Origin of the sequence: Nocardia sp. NPDC049190, assembly GCF_040648115.1 — a bacterium.
Taxonomy (GTDB): Bacteria; Actinomycetota; Actinomycetes; order Mycobacteriales; family Mycobacteriaceae; genus Nocardia.
Genome location: NZ_JBEZDE010000026.1, coordinates 1 through 18428 on the forward strand (window position 1 = coordinate 1; position 18428 = coordinate 18428).

Annotated in this window: 13 protein-coding genes; 3 read left to right on the forward strand and 10 right to left on the reverse strand. The window is 65.6% G+C overall.

Features of this window, described 5'->3' with window-relative positions; genetic code table 11:
- Positions 1-333 (reverse strand): helix-turn-helix domain-containing protein (locus AB0B25_RS21740; RefSeq protein ID WP_357182347.1); only part of this gene is annotated, 333 nt, incomplete at its 3' end.
- A 288-nt stretch (positions 334-621) separates the two neighbouring features.
- On the opposite strand from AB0B25_RS21740, the gene AB0B25_RS21745 reads away from it, so the two are divergent.
- Positions 622-2985, forward strand: coding sequence for a heavy metal translocating P-type ATPase (locus tag AB0B25_RS21745; RefSeq protein ID WP_357182350.1), 2364 nt, complete (start codon positions 622-624; stop codon positions 2983-2985).
- Here the strand turns inward: AB0B25_RS21745 and AB0B25_RS21750 are convergent.
- On the reverse strand, positions 2966-3964 hold the full coding sequence (locus AB0B25_RS21750; RefSeq protein ID WP_357182351.1) for a hypothetical protein: 999 nt from the start codon (positions 3962-3964) through the stop codon (positions 2966-2968). The genes AB0B25_RS21745 and AB0B25_RS21750 overlap by 20 nt on opposite strands.
- A 233-nt stretch (positions 3965-4197) precedes the next feature.
- On the opposite strand from AB0B25_RS21750, the gene AB0B25_RS21755 reads away from it, so the two are divergent.
- The gene (locus AB0B25_RS21755) at positions 4198-5577 is read left to right on the forward strand and encodes a wax ester/triacylglycerol synthase family O-acyltransferase (RefSeq protein ID WP_357182354.1); all 1380 of its coding nucleotides are present in this window, start codon (positions 4198-4200) and stop codon (positions 5575-5577) included.
- 280 nt (positions 5578-5857) lie between these two features.
- On the opposite strand, the gene AB0B25_RS21760 is transcribed toward AB0B25_RS21755, so the two are convergent.
- The gene (locus AB0B25_RS21760) at positions 5858-8752 is read right to left on the reverse strand and encodes a cation-transporting P-type ATPase (RefSeq protein ID WP_357182356.1); all 2895 of its coding nucleotides are present in this window, start codon (positions 8750-8752) and stop codon (positions 5858-5860) included.
- Positions 8753-9125: 373 nt separating this feature from the next.
- On the opposite strand from AB0B25_RS21760, the gene ppsA reads away from it, so the two are divergent.
- A complete protein-coding gene (ppsA, locus tag AB0B25_RS21765) occupies positions 9126-11486 on the forward strand; it encodes a phosphoenolpyruvate synthase (protein ID WP_357182359.1) in 2361 nt (786 codons plus the stop codon).
- A 39-nt stretch (positions 11487-11525) separates the two neighbouring features.
- Here the strand turns inward: ppsA and AB0B25_RS21770 are convergent, their stop codons facing one another.
- The 7 genes from AB0B25_RS21770 to AB0B25_RS21800 form a co-directional block, all read right to left on the reverse strand.
- Positions 11526-11987 carry a hydrogenase maturation protease gene (locus AB0B25_RS21770; RefSeq protein WP_357182362.1) on the reverse strand — a complete coding sequence of 154 codons (462 nt, stop codon included), beginning with the start codon at positions 11985-11987 and terminating at the stop codon, positions 11526-11528.
- A gap of 20 nt (positions 11988-12007) precedes the next feature.
- Positions 12008-13300 carry a Ni/Fe hydrogenase subunit alpha gene (locus AB0B25_RS21775; RefSeq protein WP_357182364.1) on the reverse strand — a complete coding sequence of 431 codons (1293 nt, stop codon included), beginning with the start codon at positions 13298-13300 and terminating at the stop codon, positions 12008-12010.
- Positions 13284-14060: an oxidoreductase gene (locus AB0B25_RS21780; protein ID WP_357182367.1), complete on the reverse strand. Its 777-nt coding sequence runs from the start codon at positions 14058-14060 to the stop codon at positions 13284-13286. Before AB0B25_RS21780 ends, AB0B25_RS21775 begins: the two co-directional genes overlap by 17 nt.
- Positions 14060-14884 (reverse strand): FAD/NAD(P)-binding protein, encoded by an 825-nt coding sequence (locus AB0B25_RS21785; RefSeq protein WP_357182369.1) that lies wholly within the window; start codon positions 14882-14884, stop codon positions 14060-14062. The genes AB0B25_RS21780 and AB0B25_RS21785 overlap by 1 nt, the downstream gene beginning before the upstream one ends.
- Entirely contained in the window at positions 14881-15351 is a 471-nt protein-coding gene (locus tag AB0B25_RS21790; protein ID WP_357182371.1) for a cyclic nucleotide-binding domain-containing protein, read from the reverse strand. The genes AB0B25_RS21785 and AB0B25_RS21790 overlap by 4 nt, the downstream gene beginning before the upstream one ends.
- Entirely contained in the window at positions 15344-16471 is a 1128-nt protein-coding gene (locus AB0B25_RS21795) for a 4Fe-4S dicluster domain-containing protein (protein WP_357182374.1), read from the reverse strand. The genes AB0B25_RS21790 and AB0B25_RS21795 overlap by 8 nt, the downstream gene beginning before the upstream one ends.
- A gap of 947 nt (positions 16472-17418) precedes the next feature.
- Entirely contained in the window at positions 17419-18336 is a 918-nt protein-coding gene (locus AB0B25_RS21800) for a universal stress protein (protein WP_357182377.1), read from the reverse strand.
- Between the last annotated feature and the right edge of the window lie 92 nt (positions 18337-18428).

Consider the following 18428-nt stretch of genomic DNA (forward strand, 5'->3'; position numbering starts at 1 on the left):
CTGAGCGGTCTTGGCCCGCCTCGACCACGAAATCAGTTGCGCGCGTTCGGCATCGCTCAACACCAGATCGGATTTCGGTCGACCGCCACGACCACTGTCGGCCAACCCATCCAACCGATGGGTCGCGAACTTGCCCCGCCATTTCGCCACCGTCCCCACTGCGACACCGAGATCCCGGGCCACACCGGCGTTCGACATACCCTCAGCACAGGCCAGCACAATCCACGCCCGTTCGGCCTCACGCCGGTCCAACGACCCCGACCTGCGCACAAGCTCGGCACGCTCGCCATCGGACAGCGTGATCTCAACAGCAGAAGGTCCACGATGCGACACACAAACAAAATATCAACTTACTTGCCTGATTTCAGGCGCGACACACTAGCTGTCGCGCTACCCGCCACACGGTCGTGGTCGGCGAGGAGGTCAGCGGAAGTCGAATGGTGGAAGATTTCAGCACACAGGACGAGCGGTGCCGAATGGCCACCGGGGTGAGGGCTTTGTCTCCTGTGCCGCACGACACACCGGCGGGACTATGAAGCACATGAACTGGGCAGCCACAGGCCGGAGAGGGGCCGCGCTCGGTCGAACTCTCGCCCTGTACGCGGAGTGAGGTACTGAGTCATGCGATTTGTCATCGAGTCGATCGGGGCGGTGATGCGCTGGGGTATGCGATGGCGTGGTTACCCGGAGGCGGCATTGGCGTCGATAATCGCCGTGCTCGTCGCTGGGGGACTGGCTGCGTGGTTGCCAGGGTGGCAGGCCGCCAACCTGCTGTGGCTCGCGGCCGTGGCCGTAGCCGTGGTTCCTACCCTGATGTGGGTGTGGGCGGATCTGCGTAGAGGCCGATACGGCGCGGACATGCTTGCACTCGTAGCCCTCGTCGGAGCGGCCTTCGTCGGCGAATACTTCGCGGGCGCGCTCATCGCTCTGATGGTCGCGACGGGACGGGTGCTGGATGCGTACGCGAGCCGCCGGGCTGGTCACGACCTCTCGGAGCTGTTGCGGCGCGCACCCGTCCAGGCACATCTACGGCAGGCCGATGGCATCGAGACGGTCGCGGCGGCGGCGGTGTCAACGGGTGACACGGTAGTCGTCCTGCCCGGAGAAACCGTTCCCGTCGATGGCGTTCTCATCATGGAGGGCGTGTTCGACGAGTCGGCGTTGACCGGGGAGCCGGTACCCGTGGTTCGCGACGTCGGCACGGATATCCGTAGCGGTGTGGTGAACGCGGGTGGTGCGGTTGATATCCGGGCTCGGGCCACTGCCGCCGAGAGCACCTACGCCGGGATCGTGACATTGGCGGGGCAGGCGGCCGCCACGGCCGCCCCCGTGGTGCGGCTTGCCGATCGGATCGCGGTATGGTTCCTGCCTGTTGCGCTGGCCGTTGCGGGTATCGCATGGGTCATTACGGGCGACGCCGTGCGAGCGGTCGCCGTGGTGGTCACCGCGACTCCATGTCCGCTGCTGCTCGCTGTCCCGGTAGCGATCACCGCCGGGATGTCGCGGTCGGCTCGGGCGGGGGTGGTTGTGAAGAACGGCGCCGCGCTCGAAACGCTCGGCCGCGCGGTCTGTCTCGCGATGGATAAGACCGGCACGGTGACAATCGGGCGACCCGAGGTGATCGATGTCGTCGCCGCGCCGGACGCCGACGTGCCCGCCGTACTACGGCGGGCCGCCGCTGTCGAACAGTATTCGGCGCATGTGCTGGCTGCGGCGGTTATTGCTGCGGCAGCGGCGCGCGGGCTGGACCCCGCTGTCGCGGAGAGCATTTCGGAGCGACCCGGCCGTGGAACAAGAGGTCGGGTGGAGGGCCACTGGGTGAGTGTGGGCCGATTGCCGGAGAGCGCCGAGCCTGCCGCGTGGGCCGATGTTGCTTTGCGCCGCGCCCGTTTGGACCTGGCGAGCGTGATCTGGGTGTCGGTCGACGACGAGCCGGTCGCTGCCCTGCTGGTGCGTGATCGCATTCGCACGGACGCCGCCCGCACCATGCGGAGGTTGCGTACTTCGGGCCTGCACAGGCTGGTCATGCTCACCGGTGACCGGGTCGACAACGCGAGAGAGGTGGCACGCATGCTCGGGCTCACCGAGGTAGTCGCCGACGCTGACCCAGCCGACAAGATCGCGGCCATCCGTGCCGAGCGTCGCGGCGGCGTGACAGTGATGGTCGGTGACGGGGTGAACGACGCTCCCGCACTGGCTGCGGCAGACGTCGGTATCGCACTGGGCTCGCGCGGGTCGACCGCTGCGGCGCAGGCCGCCGACGCGGTGATCGTCGACGATCGGATCGGTCGGCTCGCCGATGCGGTCGAGATCGCTCAGCGCGCGCACCGGTTGGCGGTGCAGAGCGCCGTGGCCGGAATGCTCCTGTCGCTGTGCGCCATGGTCGCGGCGGCCTTCGGCTTGCTCGTGCCGGCAGTGGGCGCGTTGGTCCAGGAGGGCATCGACGTCGCGGTGATCTTGAACGCGTTGCGGGCGTTACGGGTAGGGCGAGGTCGGGATACCGCGTCGATCGACCCACTCGTGGCGCGTTTCGCGCGCGAGCACGAGGGGCTGCACGCCGCACGCGCGTCGGTACGCGATGCGGCCGACGCACTGGGAGACGGGCCGGGACCGATCGCCGACGCCGCGGTCCGCCGTGCGCTCGAACTGCTCGCCGAGTACGTCGTGCCCCACGAGCACGCCGAGGAAGCCGAACTCTATCCCGCCCTATCGAACTACCTGGACGATCCTGAAGCGCTGGTCACGATGAGTCGGGAGCACACCGAGATCGAGCGTCTGGTCGAGCGGATCCACCGCCATCTCGATGACGCTCCGCACAGCATTGCCGCCGATCAGGTGCCCGACCTGCGCGCAACGCTGTATGGACTCGACGCGGTTCTGACACTGCACTTCGCCCAAGAGGACGAGGTGTTGTTCACTTTGGCGCGCGCGAACACGGACCATGCGAATAGGGAGGGCAGCGAGCCTAGTCCCGGTGTTCGGTGAACACGTCGGTCAGCGACCTGCGTGGGGTCGGCGTGGGTTCGTCTGCGTCGGGCGCCGTACCGACGCGCAGCAGCACCTGCGGGAATCCTGCGCGCGCGACCAAATTGGCCAACAGCTTCCGACCCGAGGACACCTCGGTGATGTGGGTGAGCGCACAGGTGGACAGGCTCGCCGCGGCGCATTCGAGCAGGACAGCCGACAACGCTTCCCCAGTGTGCACCCACTCCCGCAGGGTATCGCCGTTCGAGCTCAAGAGCACAATACAGGCTTGGTCCTGGATATGATCGCGTCGCATCGAGCGCGGCACCGACGGAAACGTACGTCCGACGCCGACCCGGGCGAATTCGGCCTCCGAGATCAGTGACGACGGAGGAATCCCCTCCGGCATATTGGTATGTCCGGTCCACCAGTGCAATTCGGACTGATACAGCATGTCGTAACGGCGCAGCGCCGTGGACTGCTCTGAGGCGGCTACCAGCCGGGACCTGACGCTGTCGTCGAGGACGTCGAGTTCGATGCCGTGTGGCGCCACCAGTCTTCGCAATGCGGGCACGAGATCGTCCCAGCCGTCAGGCCGGAGCATCGGAAGCCGGTCGGTGTAGCGGTGGTCGATCGCGTCGGCGCGGGCGCGCACCTCCGCGGGTGGGTCGGGCCACGGATGGAACTCGATGGCCGCGAGGTGCCGCGGTTGCCTGGGATCGGGCAGACGCACGGTGTCGGTATGCCAGTTGTAGGCGGCGAAGACGGTTCGCACGTGATGCAACACGGCGCCACAGCTGATCATGAGTTGGCGCCCATGCGGATCCATCGACAATTGCCGGTCGGTATCGCTGTAGAGATGGAGGCGGGCGCCGTCGAATACCCAGCGCCACGGCTGGGTGTTGTGCACCGACGGTGCGCGGCAGCCGAGTCGTATCGCTGCCAGCATGGTCGGATGGTCCGGCACGTCGGGTACGCCAGAGGCATCACGGGCGGTCATACCGTTCAGTGTCGTAGGCGGGGTGGCGCCGCCGACACAGTCATTGCGCACGTTCTGGCGGGACCTCCGACCCTGTTCTCGCTGCTGGCCTCCGGGAACCATAGGCCCAACGTCCTGCGGACAGAGTGCCTTCGCACCTGCCGCCGCGTCCATGGTCGATCGAGAATGGGAGCAGGTAGCGGCCGTGGCCGACCAGGCACCGGCGTCCACGACGTCGAGATGAAAGATCCGCGATGACCGAACTGAACCCATTGGACTCGGGATTCATGGAATTGGAGGACACCGATCGGCATGTGAGTGTCGGGATCGGCGCGGTAGCGATCGTCGCCGGACCACCTCCCCGGCGCGCTGAGTTCACAGCGGGGTTGGCGAAGCGGCTGACGATGGATGCCAGGCTCCGGCAGAAGGTACGGACCACCCTGTGGGATCTCACCGCACCCGTCTGGGTGAACGACCCGAATTTCGATTTGGCGCACCATCTCCGTTGGATGGCACTGCCCGAACCCGGCGACGAGCCCACGCTCTGTGAGCTGATCGCGGAGGTGATGGAGGAACGCCTCGACCGCGACCACCCACTGTGGCAATGCGTGGTCGTCGAACGGCTTGCCGGTGATCGTTGGGCGATGATCGTGAAGGCCCACCACAGTATGGTCGATGGCGTCTCGGGAATCTCCCTATTCGAGCGTCTATGCGATCCGCGCTCCGACCATAAGACTGTACCCCGCGCAGCCCCGGCCGCCAGTTCGTTCGACTGGCGCGCGCTAGCGGTGAACATGCTGCGGCTTCCGGTGGACGCGCCACGAATCGTGGCCCAGACCGTGCGCGCTGCTGCGCCGCTGGCACTGTCCACTGTGCGGCCAGCCCCCGTGTCGTCGTTGAACGGTCCCATCGGACGGCAACACCGCTACGCCGTGGCACGGACGTCGCTGTCGACGGTCCAGGAGATCGGTGCGGTATTCGGCGCGACGGTAAACGACGTGGCCTTGGCCGCCGTCACGTCGGCCTTCCGGTCGATACTCTTGCGGCGCGGCGAGGAACCCACCGCGGACAAGGTGCGGATTCTGGCACCGGTGTCGGTCCGTGCCTCGCACGCGAAATACCTCTTGGACAACCGGATCTCGCTCATGCTGCCGGTGCTCCCGGTTGATATCGGCGACCCGGTCGGGCAGCTGGCCACGGTTCACGAGCGGATGTCGAGGCACAAGGCCAGGGGCGAGGCGTCGGCCGCGAGCGCGATACTCACGCTGGCCGATTGGCTGCCTTTTGCGCCGATCGCGTGGACTTTCCGGCTAGTTTCCCGATTTCCCCAGCACGGCATCGCCGCTTTGGCGACGAACGTGCCTGGGCCTCGGCGTCGATTGTATCTCTACGGCCGGGAGGTGCTGGAAATCCTGGCCTACGTGCCGATCGCGATGCGGCTGCGCACCGGCATCGCCATACTGAGCTACAGCGATCAGCTGACATTCGGTATTACCGGCGATTTCGACACCACACCCGACATCGCCGTGCTTGCCGAGTCGGTCGAGCAGGCCATCGACCGACTCCTCGATCACGCCCAGGCGACGCGCGATGCCGATCAAGGTAGTAGACGAATATCCGACAGCCCTCGCTGATGCCGAGGCTGCGTAACACCGCAGTGAACGTTGCGCCGCAGTGCCGAGTCCGGGTGCGCGAGTTTGTGTCCGCGATCTTTACGTGGATTCGACGCAATGTAGCAATCGGACCGCGGTTCGATCGGCATTCGGCCGGTCGGAGATGCCCGGTCGACCGCTACACCCGAAGTTGCAGCCGCCACTCGGCGCCGTCGTCTCGTCGCACCCGGCCGGCGGCACACGGCCAGGATCTGGTTGTAGTCAACCAGATCGGTGGTACGCGCAGATCGCCGTCCACGATCTACGGATTTGTTTCGGTGACGGTGTCGTCATCCGATATGGCTCGCTCCTGGTCGTTGAATCCTCGGTTTGTGCGGTCGAATGTTATCGAGGTAGTGCCGTCGGCCACGGTTGCCAGATGTCGAATGGGCGCTGGCTGAGGCGCTTCGGCCGTTGTGGCCGCGAGCCGCCGCACCAGCAGCCGCCGCAGTTCGTCCGCGCCCCAAACGATGAGTGGAAACGGAGCCACGATGGCCAGCATCCATGGTTCCAGCGCTGCGGTGCCGAGCAGATCCTGGATCGGCGGAAAGTATACGATCACCGCAGTCAAGGCGATTTCGAACGCGATGCCCCACAGCAGCAATGGATTCGAGAACGCACCTACCGTACGCAGTGCGACACGTTCGGTGCGGGCGGCGAATGCGGTTCCGACCTGGCCGGCGACGATGCCGACGAAAGTCATGGTGGTGGCCTGCAGGTAGGCATGATGCAACGGCGCGCCCGCCTCGGTGGGGTCACCGGGGCGCCAACCGGCGGCCAAGAGCACAGCGAAGAAGCCGGCCATAGCGAGTACCGCGCATATGACTCCGAGAAACAGCCAGGCACGCAACAACATCGCAGGCCGGATCACCGATTCGTTCCGTTTGCGGGGCGGCCGTTGCATCAGACCCGGTTCGGCCGGTTCGCGACCGAGCGCGAGAGCCGGCACTGTCTCGGTACCGACATCGAAGGCGAGCAACTGCATGACGGTCAGCGGAAGCGGCACGGCGCCGCCAGAGAGAGCGAACACCAGGAATGGCGTGATCTCGGGGGTGGCGTGCGCGAAGATGTAGAAAATGAACTTACGGATGTTGTCGTAGACACGCCGTCCCGCATTGACAGCGGCGGCGATGCTCGCGAAATTGTCGTCGGTGAGCACCATCGTGGCGGCTTCCCGTGCTACATCGGTGCCCGAGCGGCCCATCGCGATCCCGATATCGGCTCGGCGTAGCGCAGGAGCGTCGTTGGCGCCGTCCCCGGTCATCGCGACCACCCGCCCGACCCCGCGCAGTGCGTCGGCGATCCGCAGCTTCGCCTCGGGTGACGACCGTGCGAAGATCAATTCCGCAGGTCCGCAGAGCAATTCGTCCAGTTCGGGCTCGCTCATCCGGTCGAGTTCGTCGCCGGTGACGATGGTGGGCTCGCCGCGGACGATGCCGACCTGGCGTGCGATGGCTGCGGCGGTCAGGCCGTGGTCGCCGGTGATGACGATGATCCGGATCCCCGCGGCATAGCATTGCGCAACGGCGTCGGGCACCTCCGAACGCGGCGGATCCACTATCGCCAGCAAACCGAGCAGGGTCAGGCCCCGCTCGGCGGCGGCGCTGGATTCCGGCATGGCCTGGGTCGGTGCGAGGCGACGGTCCGCGGTAGCCAGCACACGTAAGCCATTGGCCGCCTGAGCATCCACTAGTTGGGCCAATTCGTTTCGCCGTGTCGGTGTCAGCGGGCGATCGGTGCCGTCGGTATCCATTTCGGCCACGCACAGCGGTAGCACGGATTCCGGGGCACCCTTGGTGTGCACCCACCGGAGCCCGCCGTACTCATCGACGGTTGACATGCGTTTGCGTATCGGATCGAAGGAAAACTGTTTGCGCCGCGATCGCTGTCGATCGGCGGTGTCCAGGGTTGCGCCGAGAACGATCGCCGCCGCCATGACTGCGAGTTCGGTCGGGTCGCCGGTGGCCGGGCCGTCGTCATCGATCTGGGCGTTATTGCACGCTGTCATGGCGGCAGTCAGTCGAGCCGAGGCCGAGTCGTTCAGGCTATCGCCCCGACCGGCACCGGTGAGGTCGATCCGACCGGCCACAGTGTGGATGGTGGTGACGCGCATGTGATTCTCGGTCAGCGTGCCCGTCTTGTCCGTGCAGATCACTTCGGTCGAGCCGAGCGTCTCCACGGCGCTGAGGCGCTTGATTACCGCGCCCTGATCGGCCATTTTGCGCACCCCGATGGCCAGGGCCAAGGTGATGACCGGCAGCAGTCCCTCCGGCACGTTGCCGACCAGTAGACCGACCGCGAAGATCACCGCGTTGAGGAATGACAGCCCGGCGCCGAGCGTCGCCAACGGGATGAACGCGGCGCCGAGCAGAACCGAGATCAGCGCGATCAGCCAGGCGACACGACGGATCTGTGCCTCGAGTGGACTCTCGTCGCGCTCCACACGCTCCGACAGTGAGGCGATCCGCCCGAGTTCGGTCCTCATTCCGGTGGCGAACACCACCGCCCTGGCCGTGCCCTCCGTGCAGGTGGTGCCGCTGAATACGACATCCCGAGCACGAAGCAACGGCTCTTGCGTATCGATGAGGTCGGCGGACCGAAATGCGGGCATCGACTCCCCATTGAGAGTCGACATGTCGACCTCGATGCCACCATCGAGCAGCCGGGCATCCGCCGAGATCCGATCGCCCTCCGCGATGACCAGGACGTCTCCGGGCACCAAGTCGCCGGCATCGATCGTGCGCGGCCGTCCGTCCCGAATGACATTCGCGCGCAGAGGAATGAAGCCCGCCAGCACTTCGACGGCATGCTCGGCGTGCCGCTCTTGCACGAAGGCGAACATGGCGTTGACCACGATCACGATGAGAATCGCGATCGCGATGGGTGCGATGCCCACCGACCAGGCCAGACCGGCGGCCGCCCAGAGCAACAACGCCAGAGGATGTGTGAACTGCTGCGCCAGTTCCTTCGGCCAGCGGACGCCGCCGCGGCGGCGCAGCGCGTTGGGGCCCAGGTGGAGCAGGCGGCGCTCAGCTTCTCGGGTGGACAGCCCAGATCTGGCACTTCGGAGATCGCGAAGGAGCAGATCCAGATGCTCGGTCGGATCGATAACGGCGGCCTCGAACGTCGTGTCGTCCACGGATCGCGTTTGTGTCACGGTTACATCACACCTGGCAGGGATCGGATAGCTCGGAAGCGGCTGCGCGGACCCAGTCGACGGCGTTTTGCTCCGCCGCAATATGCCCGCCGACGGTGGTGGCGGGTGTCGAACATGAATTCATGGGCAACAGCTGTGCGCATGTCCGTCCCTCTCGCCGCGGATTCTCGTTCGCGTTGACTGAGAGACCCGACGTTAGAGCCGCAAAACTGCAGTGGACAGAGCCGAAATGAGAGACGATCGGTGACTTTCGTCAGTTCGGAGGCCATACCGCTGTGCAGGGCCATTGGTCCCTGCCGTGACAGACGGTATGCCCGGCATCCATAGGCGTTGGCCTCTGTATCCACGGTGGTCAGGCGAACATAGTCGACCCATGGACACAGCGGAGCCGGCTGAGCAACACACGAACACTGCAGCGTCGGATGTGCGGCGACCCGGAGAGGTTGTCCGCGATCTTTCCGCCATCCGGCTGTCTGACGAAGTCGAGGCGGGTGGAAAGGGCGCCAATCTCGGTGAGCTCACGTCGGCCGGGCTACCCGTGCCCCCTGGTTTCATCATTCTCCGCGACGGCTATCTGGATGCGATGCGCCGCGGTGGAGTCGCGGACGAGCTGGCCGCCGAGCATCGCCGGGCGTTGGCTGCGGTCGGTGACGGCGAAGCACTCGCGCGGCACTGCGAGCAGCTGCGGGCGCTGGTGGCCAAAGCGGGCATGCCGCCCGATCTTGCCGACCAGATCACGCTGACCTATCAGGGACTCGGTACCGACAGCGCTGAGGCGGTGGTCGCAGTCCGGTCGTCGGCGACTGGCGAGGACAGCGCATCGGCGTCGTTCGCGGGAATGAACGCGACGTTCACGAATATCTCCGGTATCGCCGCACTGCTCGACGCGGTGCAGCGCTGCTGGGCGTCGCTGTTCAGCCCGAGGGCCGAAACGTACCGGGCCGAGCGGAGATTCGCGGGTGAGCCCGCGATGGCGGTGGCGGTGCAAATCATGCTGTCCGCCGAACGAAGCGGCGTGGCATTCACCGCCGACCCGAGCACGGGTGAGCGGAACCGGGTGGTGATCGAGGCGGCGCGCGGGCAGGGCGAGGTAGTAGTCTCCGGCGCGGTCGAGCCGGATCACTATGTGCTGGTCAAGGATGATCTCCGGATTTTGCAGGCGCATCGCGGAAATCAGGAATTCGAGATCGTCCGCGGGGACAGCGGCGGCGATCGGTCGATCGCACTTGTTGGAGCCGGGGACGATCGCTCGGTCCTCACGGACGACGAGCTGCAAGCCATCGCTCGGCTGGCGATCGCCGGAGAGAAGCACTACGGCAGACCGCAGGATGTGGAATGGGTCATCGATGACGGTGGCAGGATCTGGCTGGTCCAGGCGCGCCCGATCACCACGATCGACCGGCCCCCGGCAGCCACGACGCCGGTCCCGGCGGGTGCCCAGCTGGCGGCGGGTCTGGCCGCCTCGCCAGGTATCGCCTCCGGAGCGGTCCGCATCCTTTCGCGTCCGGCCGAGGGGTCGCGCCTGCGCGACGGAGAGGTCTTGGTTGCCGCGATGACCACGCCGGACTGGGTTCCGACGATCCGCAGGGCCGCCGCGCTGGTCACCGACAGTGGTGGAACCACCTGCCACGCTGCCATCGTCGCGCGCGAACTCGGTGTACCTTGCGTCGTCGGGACACGCTCTGCCACGTCGGATCTCGTCGATGGCCAGGTCGTCACAGTCGATGGGGGAGCGGGCCGGGTGTTCTCCGGCAGCCATCCGCTGGCGCAGCCCGTCCAGGTGGCGCAGCCGCACCTTGCCGATGCCGAGCCGCCGATCGTCACGGCAACGAAGATCTACGTCAATCTGGCGATGCCGGATGCCGCCGAAACCGTGGCGGCCCAGAACGTGGACGGCGTCGGGCTGCTGCGGGCGGAATTCATGTTGACCCAGGCGCTCGGCGGTCGGCATCCGCGCGACCTGATCGCCCGAGGCGAACAGGAACAGTTCGTCGCCGCGATGTCGGAATCAGTGCGGCGCATTGCCGCGGCGTTTGCGCCGCGGCCAGTGATCTATCGGACAACGGACCTGCGCAGCAATGAGTTCCGTGGATTGACAGGTGGAGCGGACTACGAGCCGGTTGAGGACAACCCGATGATCGGCTACCGGGGCTGCTTCCGCTACATCCACGAACCGGACATGTTCGCCCTGGAGCTCGCGGCATTGGCCCGAGCACGCGAACTGACCCCGAATATTCATCTGATGCTCCCGTTCGTCCGCACTAGGTGGGAGCTGGAGCAGTGCCTGGATCTCGTCGATGCGAGTCCGCTCGGGCACAGCCGCGGATTGCGTCGGTGGGTGATGGCCGAGGTGCCGTCAGTGGTGTACTGGCTCCCCGAGTACGCCGGCCTCGGCATCGACGGCGTTTCCATCGGCAGCAACGACCTGACCCAGCTCGTGCTTGGTGTCGACCGCGACTCACAGTCGTGCGCGGAAATGTTCGACGAGTCGGACCCGGCCGTCCTCGACGCGATTTCCCGCATCGTGGGCATTGCCCGCGACCACGACCTCACATCATCGCTGTGCGGCCAGGCGCCCTCGACCCGCCCCGGATACGCCGCGAGCCTCGTGGGCATGGGCATCACATCGATCTCGGTCAACCCTGACGTGGCGTCCCACGTTCGCAGTGCTGTCGCCGCAGCCGAGCAGCGAATCCTCTTGGACGCTTCCCTAGCCGGATTGCGTCGGCCATAGCGGTCGATGACGTGGTGGATCACCTCGATCAGCGGATGGCTATGGCCGGATCGAGTCGATCTTCATCGCAGTCAGCTCGTCCAAGACGGTTTCGACAACTCGTGGTACGGCGGCTGCGACCGGAGCGGACAAACCCAGACCGTAATCGAGGTCGGCGGCTTCGACCGCGATGACGATAAGTTTGCCTGGGACTCGGTCGAGCGCTCGCCCCAACAGAAGGGCTTCGGGGACGCTGAGAGTATGCGTACTCGCACTGTGGGTCACCCCATGCAGATTGTCTACGGTCGAACGCCAGATGCGGCCCGGATCGGATGGTTCACGCAGGACGGCATCCACCAGGATCGCGAGATCGACACCACTCCATGCCTCGAGTAAACCGACGGGTTCGCCGTCGCTGAGGATCAGCTCCACGTCAGGGAGCCGGTAGCGCTGGAGTTCCGACACCACCGCCGGACCGACAGCGTCGTCGCCGCGATACTGATTGCCCAGGCCGATAACCACGGCGCCAGGGTGCGGCGGAGTCACAGGCGCACCATCTCCATATCGAGGAAGTGAGCCGAACAGGAGATGCAAGGATCGTAATTGCGGATGGTACGTTCGCACAGCGAGGTCAGCATGGCGTCATCCAGGTCCTTGTTAGCCGCGACAACCCGCCGGAGGTCGTCTTCGATGGCGGGCTGGTTCTGCGAGGTCGGCGGCACGATGGTGGCATCGAGGATGATGCCGCCGGCGTCCAGTTCGTATCGGTGATAGAGCAATCCACGTGGTGCCTCGCTGACTCCGTGCCCGACGCCCGCAGCCGGCGTCACCGGCACCGCTGGGCGTTGTGGATGGTGGTATTCGTCGATCAGCCGCAATGCCTCGTCGATCGCGTACACCACCTCGACCGCGCGAACAACGATGCTGCGGAAAGGATTGCGGCACTCCGCGCCGAGGCCGGCCGCACTGGCGACTTGTCGCGCCGTCGGCGACAGGAGCTGAGAGTTCAGCGAGTATCGCGCGAGTGGTCCGGTGAGGTATCGACGGCCGTCGAGCTGGGCATGTAGTGCCGTGGAGTGCGGTACCTGGTGCTCGACGACATGCGTGGAGAATTCCGCGGCTGGGAAGGTGGCGCCGGTACTGGTTCGGATATCACCGCGGTCGATCGGATACCGGTGGAGATCGGATGCGGCCAGCAGATCGTGGGTCAATTCCAGATCGGGGAACTCGAATCCCGCCACCCACTGGGCCGTCTCGATCGCGTAATCGAGGGCGCGGTGTAGTTGCTCGGCCATCGGTGCCAGCTCGGCGCGCCTCGGCACCGAGTAGAAGCCGCCGATTCGGACGTTGACCGGATGGATGGCGCGCCCGCCGATGAACTCGAGCAGGGCGTTTCCCGACTTCTTCAGCGCCAGCCCCTTCTCGACGATGTGGCGGTGGTCTCGGGACAGGGCGATCGCATCCGGATAGCCGAGAAAATCGGGCACGTGCAGCAAATAGATATGGAGGGTATGGCTCGAGATCCACTCGCCGCAGTACAAGAGTCTGCGTAGGGCGGCAAGCGGCGGATCGAGTTCCACCCCGCAAACCTGCTCCAGCGCGTTGCAGGCGCTGGTCTGGTACGCCACCGGACAGATCCCGCAGATCCGTGCGGTGATGTCCGGTGGCTCGGTGTACGCGCGGCCACGCAGAAACGCTTCGAAGAACCTGGGCGGCTCGTAGATGCTCAGCTCCGCTGCCTCGACTTCGCCATCCCGGATCACGACGCGTAGCGCGCCCTCACCCTCCACCCTGGCCAGAGAATTGACCTGGAGGTGCCTAATGCGGTTGCTCATGCTCGGAGTTTCCCTGCGCGAATTCCGGTGCGTTGACTGCAAAAGTGCTGAAAATCCGGTTGATTTCGCTGTCGGACATGCCATTTTCGGCCAGCTGGGGGAGCAGCGCGCGGAGGTTCGGGGTCGCCATCGGACCGAAGCAGCCGTAACAGCCGCGATGCACGCCCGGACATAGAGCACCGCATCCGGCATGGGTGACCGGTCCCAGACACGGGATTCCCTCGGCGACCGTGATACAGGTCAGGCCGCGGCGTTTGCACTCGGTACAGACGCTGGTATTCGGTATGTCCGGGGCCCGCCCCGCCAGAAACGCATTCAGCACCTCGAGCAGTTGGCGGCGGTCGATGGGGCAGCCACGCAACTCGAAGTCCACCGGGACATGCGCCGAGATCGGGGTGGAAGTAGCCAGCGTGTCGATATATTGCGGGCTCGCGTACACCACCGAAGTGAATTCGGCGACGTCAGCGAAGTTGCGCAGTGCCTGGATACCTCCGTGTGTCGCGCACGCTCCGATCGTCACCAGGAATCTCGACTGGTCGCGCACCTCGCGGATCCGCCATAGATCGTCGGGAGTGGTGATGGAACCCTCCACCAGTGATACGTCATAGGGACCGGCCACCACTGCGCTGGAGGCCTCGAGGAAATGCACAACCCGGATTCGGTCCGCAAGCGTGAGCAACTCGTCTTCGCAATCCAGCACGGTGAGCTGGCAGCCATCGCATGACGCGAACTTCCAGACCGCCAAAGTCGCTGTACTCATCACAACTCCCTTACCGTGAGCAGGGGATCGGCTGTCACGTAATCGACGATCGGACCGTCCCGGCACAACAGCAGCGGACCGAGCTGACAGTGACCGCACAGCCCGGTTCCGCATTGCATGTTGCGCTCCAAGGACATTCGAATATCGGCGGCCGACACGGATTTACGGAGCAATGTCTCCGCGCTGAACCGCATCATCGGCTCCGGGCCACACAGGAACGCGGTGGTACGGTCCGGCGCGATAGTCAGGTGTGCCGTAGGTTCGGTAACGAACCCGACTCGGCCGCGCCACCCCTCCGTCGGGCGGTCGACAGTCTGGTGGACCTCCAGCGCTCCGTCGGCCATCCATTTTTCCTGTTCGTCGCGGAACAACATGTCGGAGGGCGTGCGGGCGCCGGTGACCAGGCTGACCCGGCCGAAATCATTTCCCGCTGCTATTGCGGCGAGCACCACCGGACGCAGCGGGGCCAACCCGAGGCCGCCTGCCACGATGATCAGGTCTCGGCCAACCGTGGCTTCCAGTCCCCAGTCGGTACCGAATGGCCCGCGCACGCCGATCAGTCCGCCCGGCGGAGTGTCGTGCAGCGCACGGCTGATCGGTCCCACCGCACGGATGGTGTGCTCCAGGGTGCCATCCTGCTGGCTCGGGTCGCCGCTGATGGAAATGGCGACTTCGCCGACGCCGAACGCATAGAGCATCATGAATTGGCCCGGAAGAAACGGCGGCAACGTGGCGTCGACCGGGCGCAGCCGCAACGTCGCGGTATCCGCCGTCTGCTGGATGCGGTGGGTTACGCGATATGCGACCGGGAAGTTGGCGTTCACGTCCGGGCCTTACCAGGGTTGCGATAGAGATCGAGCAGTCTGGCCCGAGTGGCTTGCAGCCGTTCCAACACGGTCTCGAATAGCACGGTGGTCAATGCGCGCCCGAATCTCGGATCTTGATCGACCAGTTCGGACAACTGCCGCGCATCGAACTCGATCGCGGTCACCGCGTCGATACACTTCGCCCCGAAATGCCACCGGTACGGCGCTACCCGCCAGGACCATCCGAGCAGGTCGCCACGCCCGAGTGTTTGCACCACTTCCTCGCCGCGTCCCGGTATCTGCGCGTCCAGCTGGACCAGACCGTCGCAGATCAACCAACAGCGGTCGGCCGGCGCATGTTCGGTGAACAGCCGCTGCCCAGGCGGGAAGGACACGCCTTTGCCGATCCGCGCCAATACGGTCAGTTCGTCGCGGCTCAGCCCGGCGAGTCGGTGAAAAGTCGACAGCTCGCCGATGTCAGCCATCCGCGGCGCCTCTCTCCGCGAGTTCGGCGAGCCGCGACATTTCAGCGGTGATGTCGATGCCGACCGGGCACCACGCGATGCACCGACCGCAGCCGACGCATCCGGAGCTGCCGAACTGATCGTGCCATGTACCCAGTTTGTGGCTGATCCACTGGCGATACCGACTCTCGCCGGATTTCCGCACGCTGCCACCATGCACGTAGGAGTAGTCCAATTCGAAACACGACACCCATCGTTGTTGCCGTTCGGCGTGCTCACCGGTCAGGTCGGTGACATCCTCGGTGGTGGTGCAGTAGCAGGTGGGGCAGACCATCGTGCAGTTGCCGCAGGTCAGGCACCGATTCGCCACGTCCTCCCAGTGCGGCGACTCGCGCGATTCGCGCAGCAACGTCGGCAGGTCGACCTCAGGCATCGCGCGGTACATCCTGTTAGCAGCCTCGGCCACGGCCGCCCGGGCATCGGATATCTCGGCTTCGGTGGCGGAGCGAGCCGTTACCAGCGCCATGACACGTTCACCGGCGGCGCTACCCACCTCGACCAGGAACCGGTGGCCCTGCTCGTCGATACGCTCGGTGAGTGCGATGTCGTATCCCGGTCCCACCTGTGGGCCGGTGCCCATGGAGACGCAGAAACACACCTGGCCCGGCTCGGTGCAGTTCGCCGCGACCACGAACAGGCCCTGGCGTTTTCGGGCGAAGGAGCTGTCCGGATGGGCCCCCGCTCCGAGCACCCGATCCAGGATGGCGATGGACGCCAGGTCGCAGCCGCGCACCCCGAGGAACGCGTCCCTGGTCGGAGGTTCGTCGGCAGGCTGTACGTGGACATCGGGGTCGCTGGTCCACAGCGTGCGGTGCGGCGGATGCAGAAACTGTTTCCAGGACTGGGGGCCGGCGGAGTGCCCGAACACCGCGGCATCCTCGCGACGGCGCAACCGGTATCGGCCCGGCGCGGAATCCACCCCCCACCCCGCGGGCAGTTCGCGCCCCGAGGCCAATTCGGCGAGCACGATCGCGTTGTCGCGTACGGTCGGGCCGATAACCCGGTAACCGTCGTCGATGAGAACCTCGATCAGACGATCCAGCCCCGCGCGATCGAGCACCACTGCCGTATCAGGTGCCATTGTTACCTACCTCCCTCGACAGTCACAGATCCGGGGCAGTCGCTCGCAGACCGGCATGTCGACGACGAAGGACGTCGACGCCCGCCACGACGCCGTGGACCGGTATCCCCGCCCACCGACGGTGGCATTTCCCGCTGCCCGTTCGGTCGTACCACCACCAGGGCTCTTTGGTGGTCATCGACACAACTTCCACCCTTGTCGGTTTTTCGACCTGTTTCAAGAGTCGAAAGCCATACGCCGACCCTCTTTTTGACATTTGGTTACCCGCCGAAGTTCGAAGTACTCGTTCCCACCGGTATGGCTCGTGATATCGGCAAGAAGGACGAAAAAGAGATGGACTCCGGAGTCGAACATTCCCAGAAGTACGCCAGACGGTAGAGCTACCCGCAGCACGGTCTCCGACGGTCGAACCCGCCGAGATGCAGGAAAAGAAACCTATTGGAACCTGAACTCGACCGCACGGCTGAATTCGCATCATAGCCCTGACTCGCAGCCTGTAGACCGTGTATGGCTTTGGCACCGCCGGTGGCTTTTGTGTCGTACTGGTCGGGTGCAACCAGGCAGCCGGGAAGGATGAGGGTTTCTCCTTTTCGAGTACAACAGACGCTGTCGATCGGGTTTCTATCGGTATGAATTCCGAGTCACAGTGCTCATAGAACTTCAAAGCCGCGGCAAAGAGCTGCCCGTTCGCACGGCAACGCGTAGCCGACGCCCCGGATCTCCCGCGTCCCAGGCCCGGCCCGTGTATCAGCCGCGGCCCGGTTGCTGACGTGTCGATTCCCGCTCTCCGGACAACCGACGCTGGGCGCCATGTCAACCCTGTTGCACAACAGCACCATCCATCTCTATGCCCCGTAACGCCGGGTTGTTCATACTTCGGCGGCGTTACCGGCCGAAGTCACCGCTCGGTTCGCCAGCCGTCCTGGCAGAGCGTCGAGCCGAAGGCATCAGTGCGAATGGACCACCATGACCGGACAGTAGGCACGCTGGACGAGCGCGTTGCTGGTTGAGCCGAGCAGCTGGCCACGGAACCCGCCGCGGCCACGGCTGCCGACGACAAGAAGCTGGGCAGATCGGGACCACTCGATGAGGTGGTGACGTGGCCCGGACAGATAGATCCTTCGCACGACGTCGACGTCCGGGTACTTCTCTTGCCAGCCGACGAGTTGCTCCACCAAGGTCGACTGCGCCTCCGCCGCGACACGGCGATCTGGGATGGTGTTGGGAAAACCGGCGAATCGGCCGTAGCGAAGGTCGCTCCACACGTAGACGGCCGCGAGTTGGGCACGACGCTCGCTGGCTTCGGCGAAGGCGGCGCCGACGGCCGCGTCGCTGATCTCACTGCCGTCGACACCGACCACAACTCGGCCGGCACAGCGCGTCTGGTGTTCGGTCTCGGTGTCGCGCACCACGACGACCGGGCCGTGGCCGTGGCTTACCACCGCGAGCAGCGTGGAGCCGAGGTGGCTGATCGTACCGCCTTCACCAGTGGCGCCGATCGCGACTAGATGTGCCGTCGTCGATCGCTCGATCAGCAGTTTCGCGGGGTGGTCCTCGCATACCTCGATTTCCACGGTGAGGCCCCGGTCGATGTCGTATGCCAGCCTGCGGGCGGTCGCCACATGATCCGCGCCCTGACGCCGGATCGTGTCGATGACAGCGGGCACCATCAGGTCGTAGACGCCCAGGACGGACCGCGCCGCGGCGAGGCCGAGACCGTGCACGATCTGCAGTCGCCGCCCGCGCCGTGCCGCTGTCTCCGCAGCCCAGCGAACGGCCAGGTCGGAGGCTTCGGAGCCGTCGACGCCGACCACCACGGCCGCCGATGTCAGTCGGTGCGAGTCGCTGCTGCGTGTTGGGGGCATCCGTCTCACCCTTCCGGTCCGTGAAACGCGCTCCCGTAGATTAGAAGTTCGCCGCCGTACCGCACACCGGTACTTGGTCACGAACCACAGAG

What these genes read in the sequence shown, in the direction of transcription:
- AB0B25_RS21745 (WP_357182350.1), top strand. Translation starts at nt 622, where the DNA reads ATGCGATTTGTCATCGAGTCGATCGGGGCGGTGATGCGCTGGGGTATG.
- AB0B25_RS21750 (WP_357182351.1), bottom strand. Translation starts at nt 3,964, where the DNA reads ATGACCGCCCGTGATGCCTCTGGCGTACCCGACGTGCCGGACCATCCG.
- AB0B25_RS21755 (WP_357182354.1), top strand. Translation starts at nt 4,198, where the DNA reads ATGACCGAACTGAACCCATTGGACTCGGGATTCATGGAATTGGAGGAC.
- ppsA (WP_357182359.1), top strand. Translation starts at nt 9,126, where the DNA reads ATGGACACAGCGGAGCCGGCTGAGCAACACACGAACACTGCAGCGTCG.
- AB0B25_RS21775 (WP_357182364.1), bottom strand. Translation starts at nt 13,300, where the DNA reads ATGAGCAACCGCATTAGGCACCTCCAGGTCAATTCTCTGGCCAGGGTG.
- AB0B25_RS21780 (WP_357182367.1), bottom strand. Translation starts at nt 14,060, where the DNA reads ATGAGTACAGCGACTTTGGCGGTCTGGAAGTTCGCGTCATGCGATGGC.
- AB0B25_RS21790 (WP_357182371.1), bottom strand. Translation starts at nt 15,351, where the DNA reads ATGGCTGACATCGGCGAGCTGTCGACTTTTCACCGACTCGCCGGGCTG.
- AB0B25_RS21795 (WP_357182374.1), bottom strand. Translation starts at nt 16,471, where the DNA reads ATGGCACCTGATACGGCAGTGGTGCTCGATCGCGCGGGGCTGGATCGT.
- AB0B25_RS21800 (WP_357182377.1), bottom strand. Translation starts at nt 18,336, where the DNA reads ATGCCCCCAACACGCAGCAGCGACTCGCACCGACTGACATCGGCGGCC.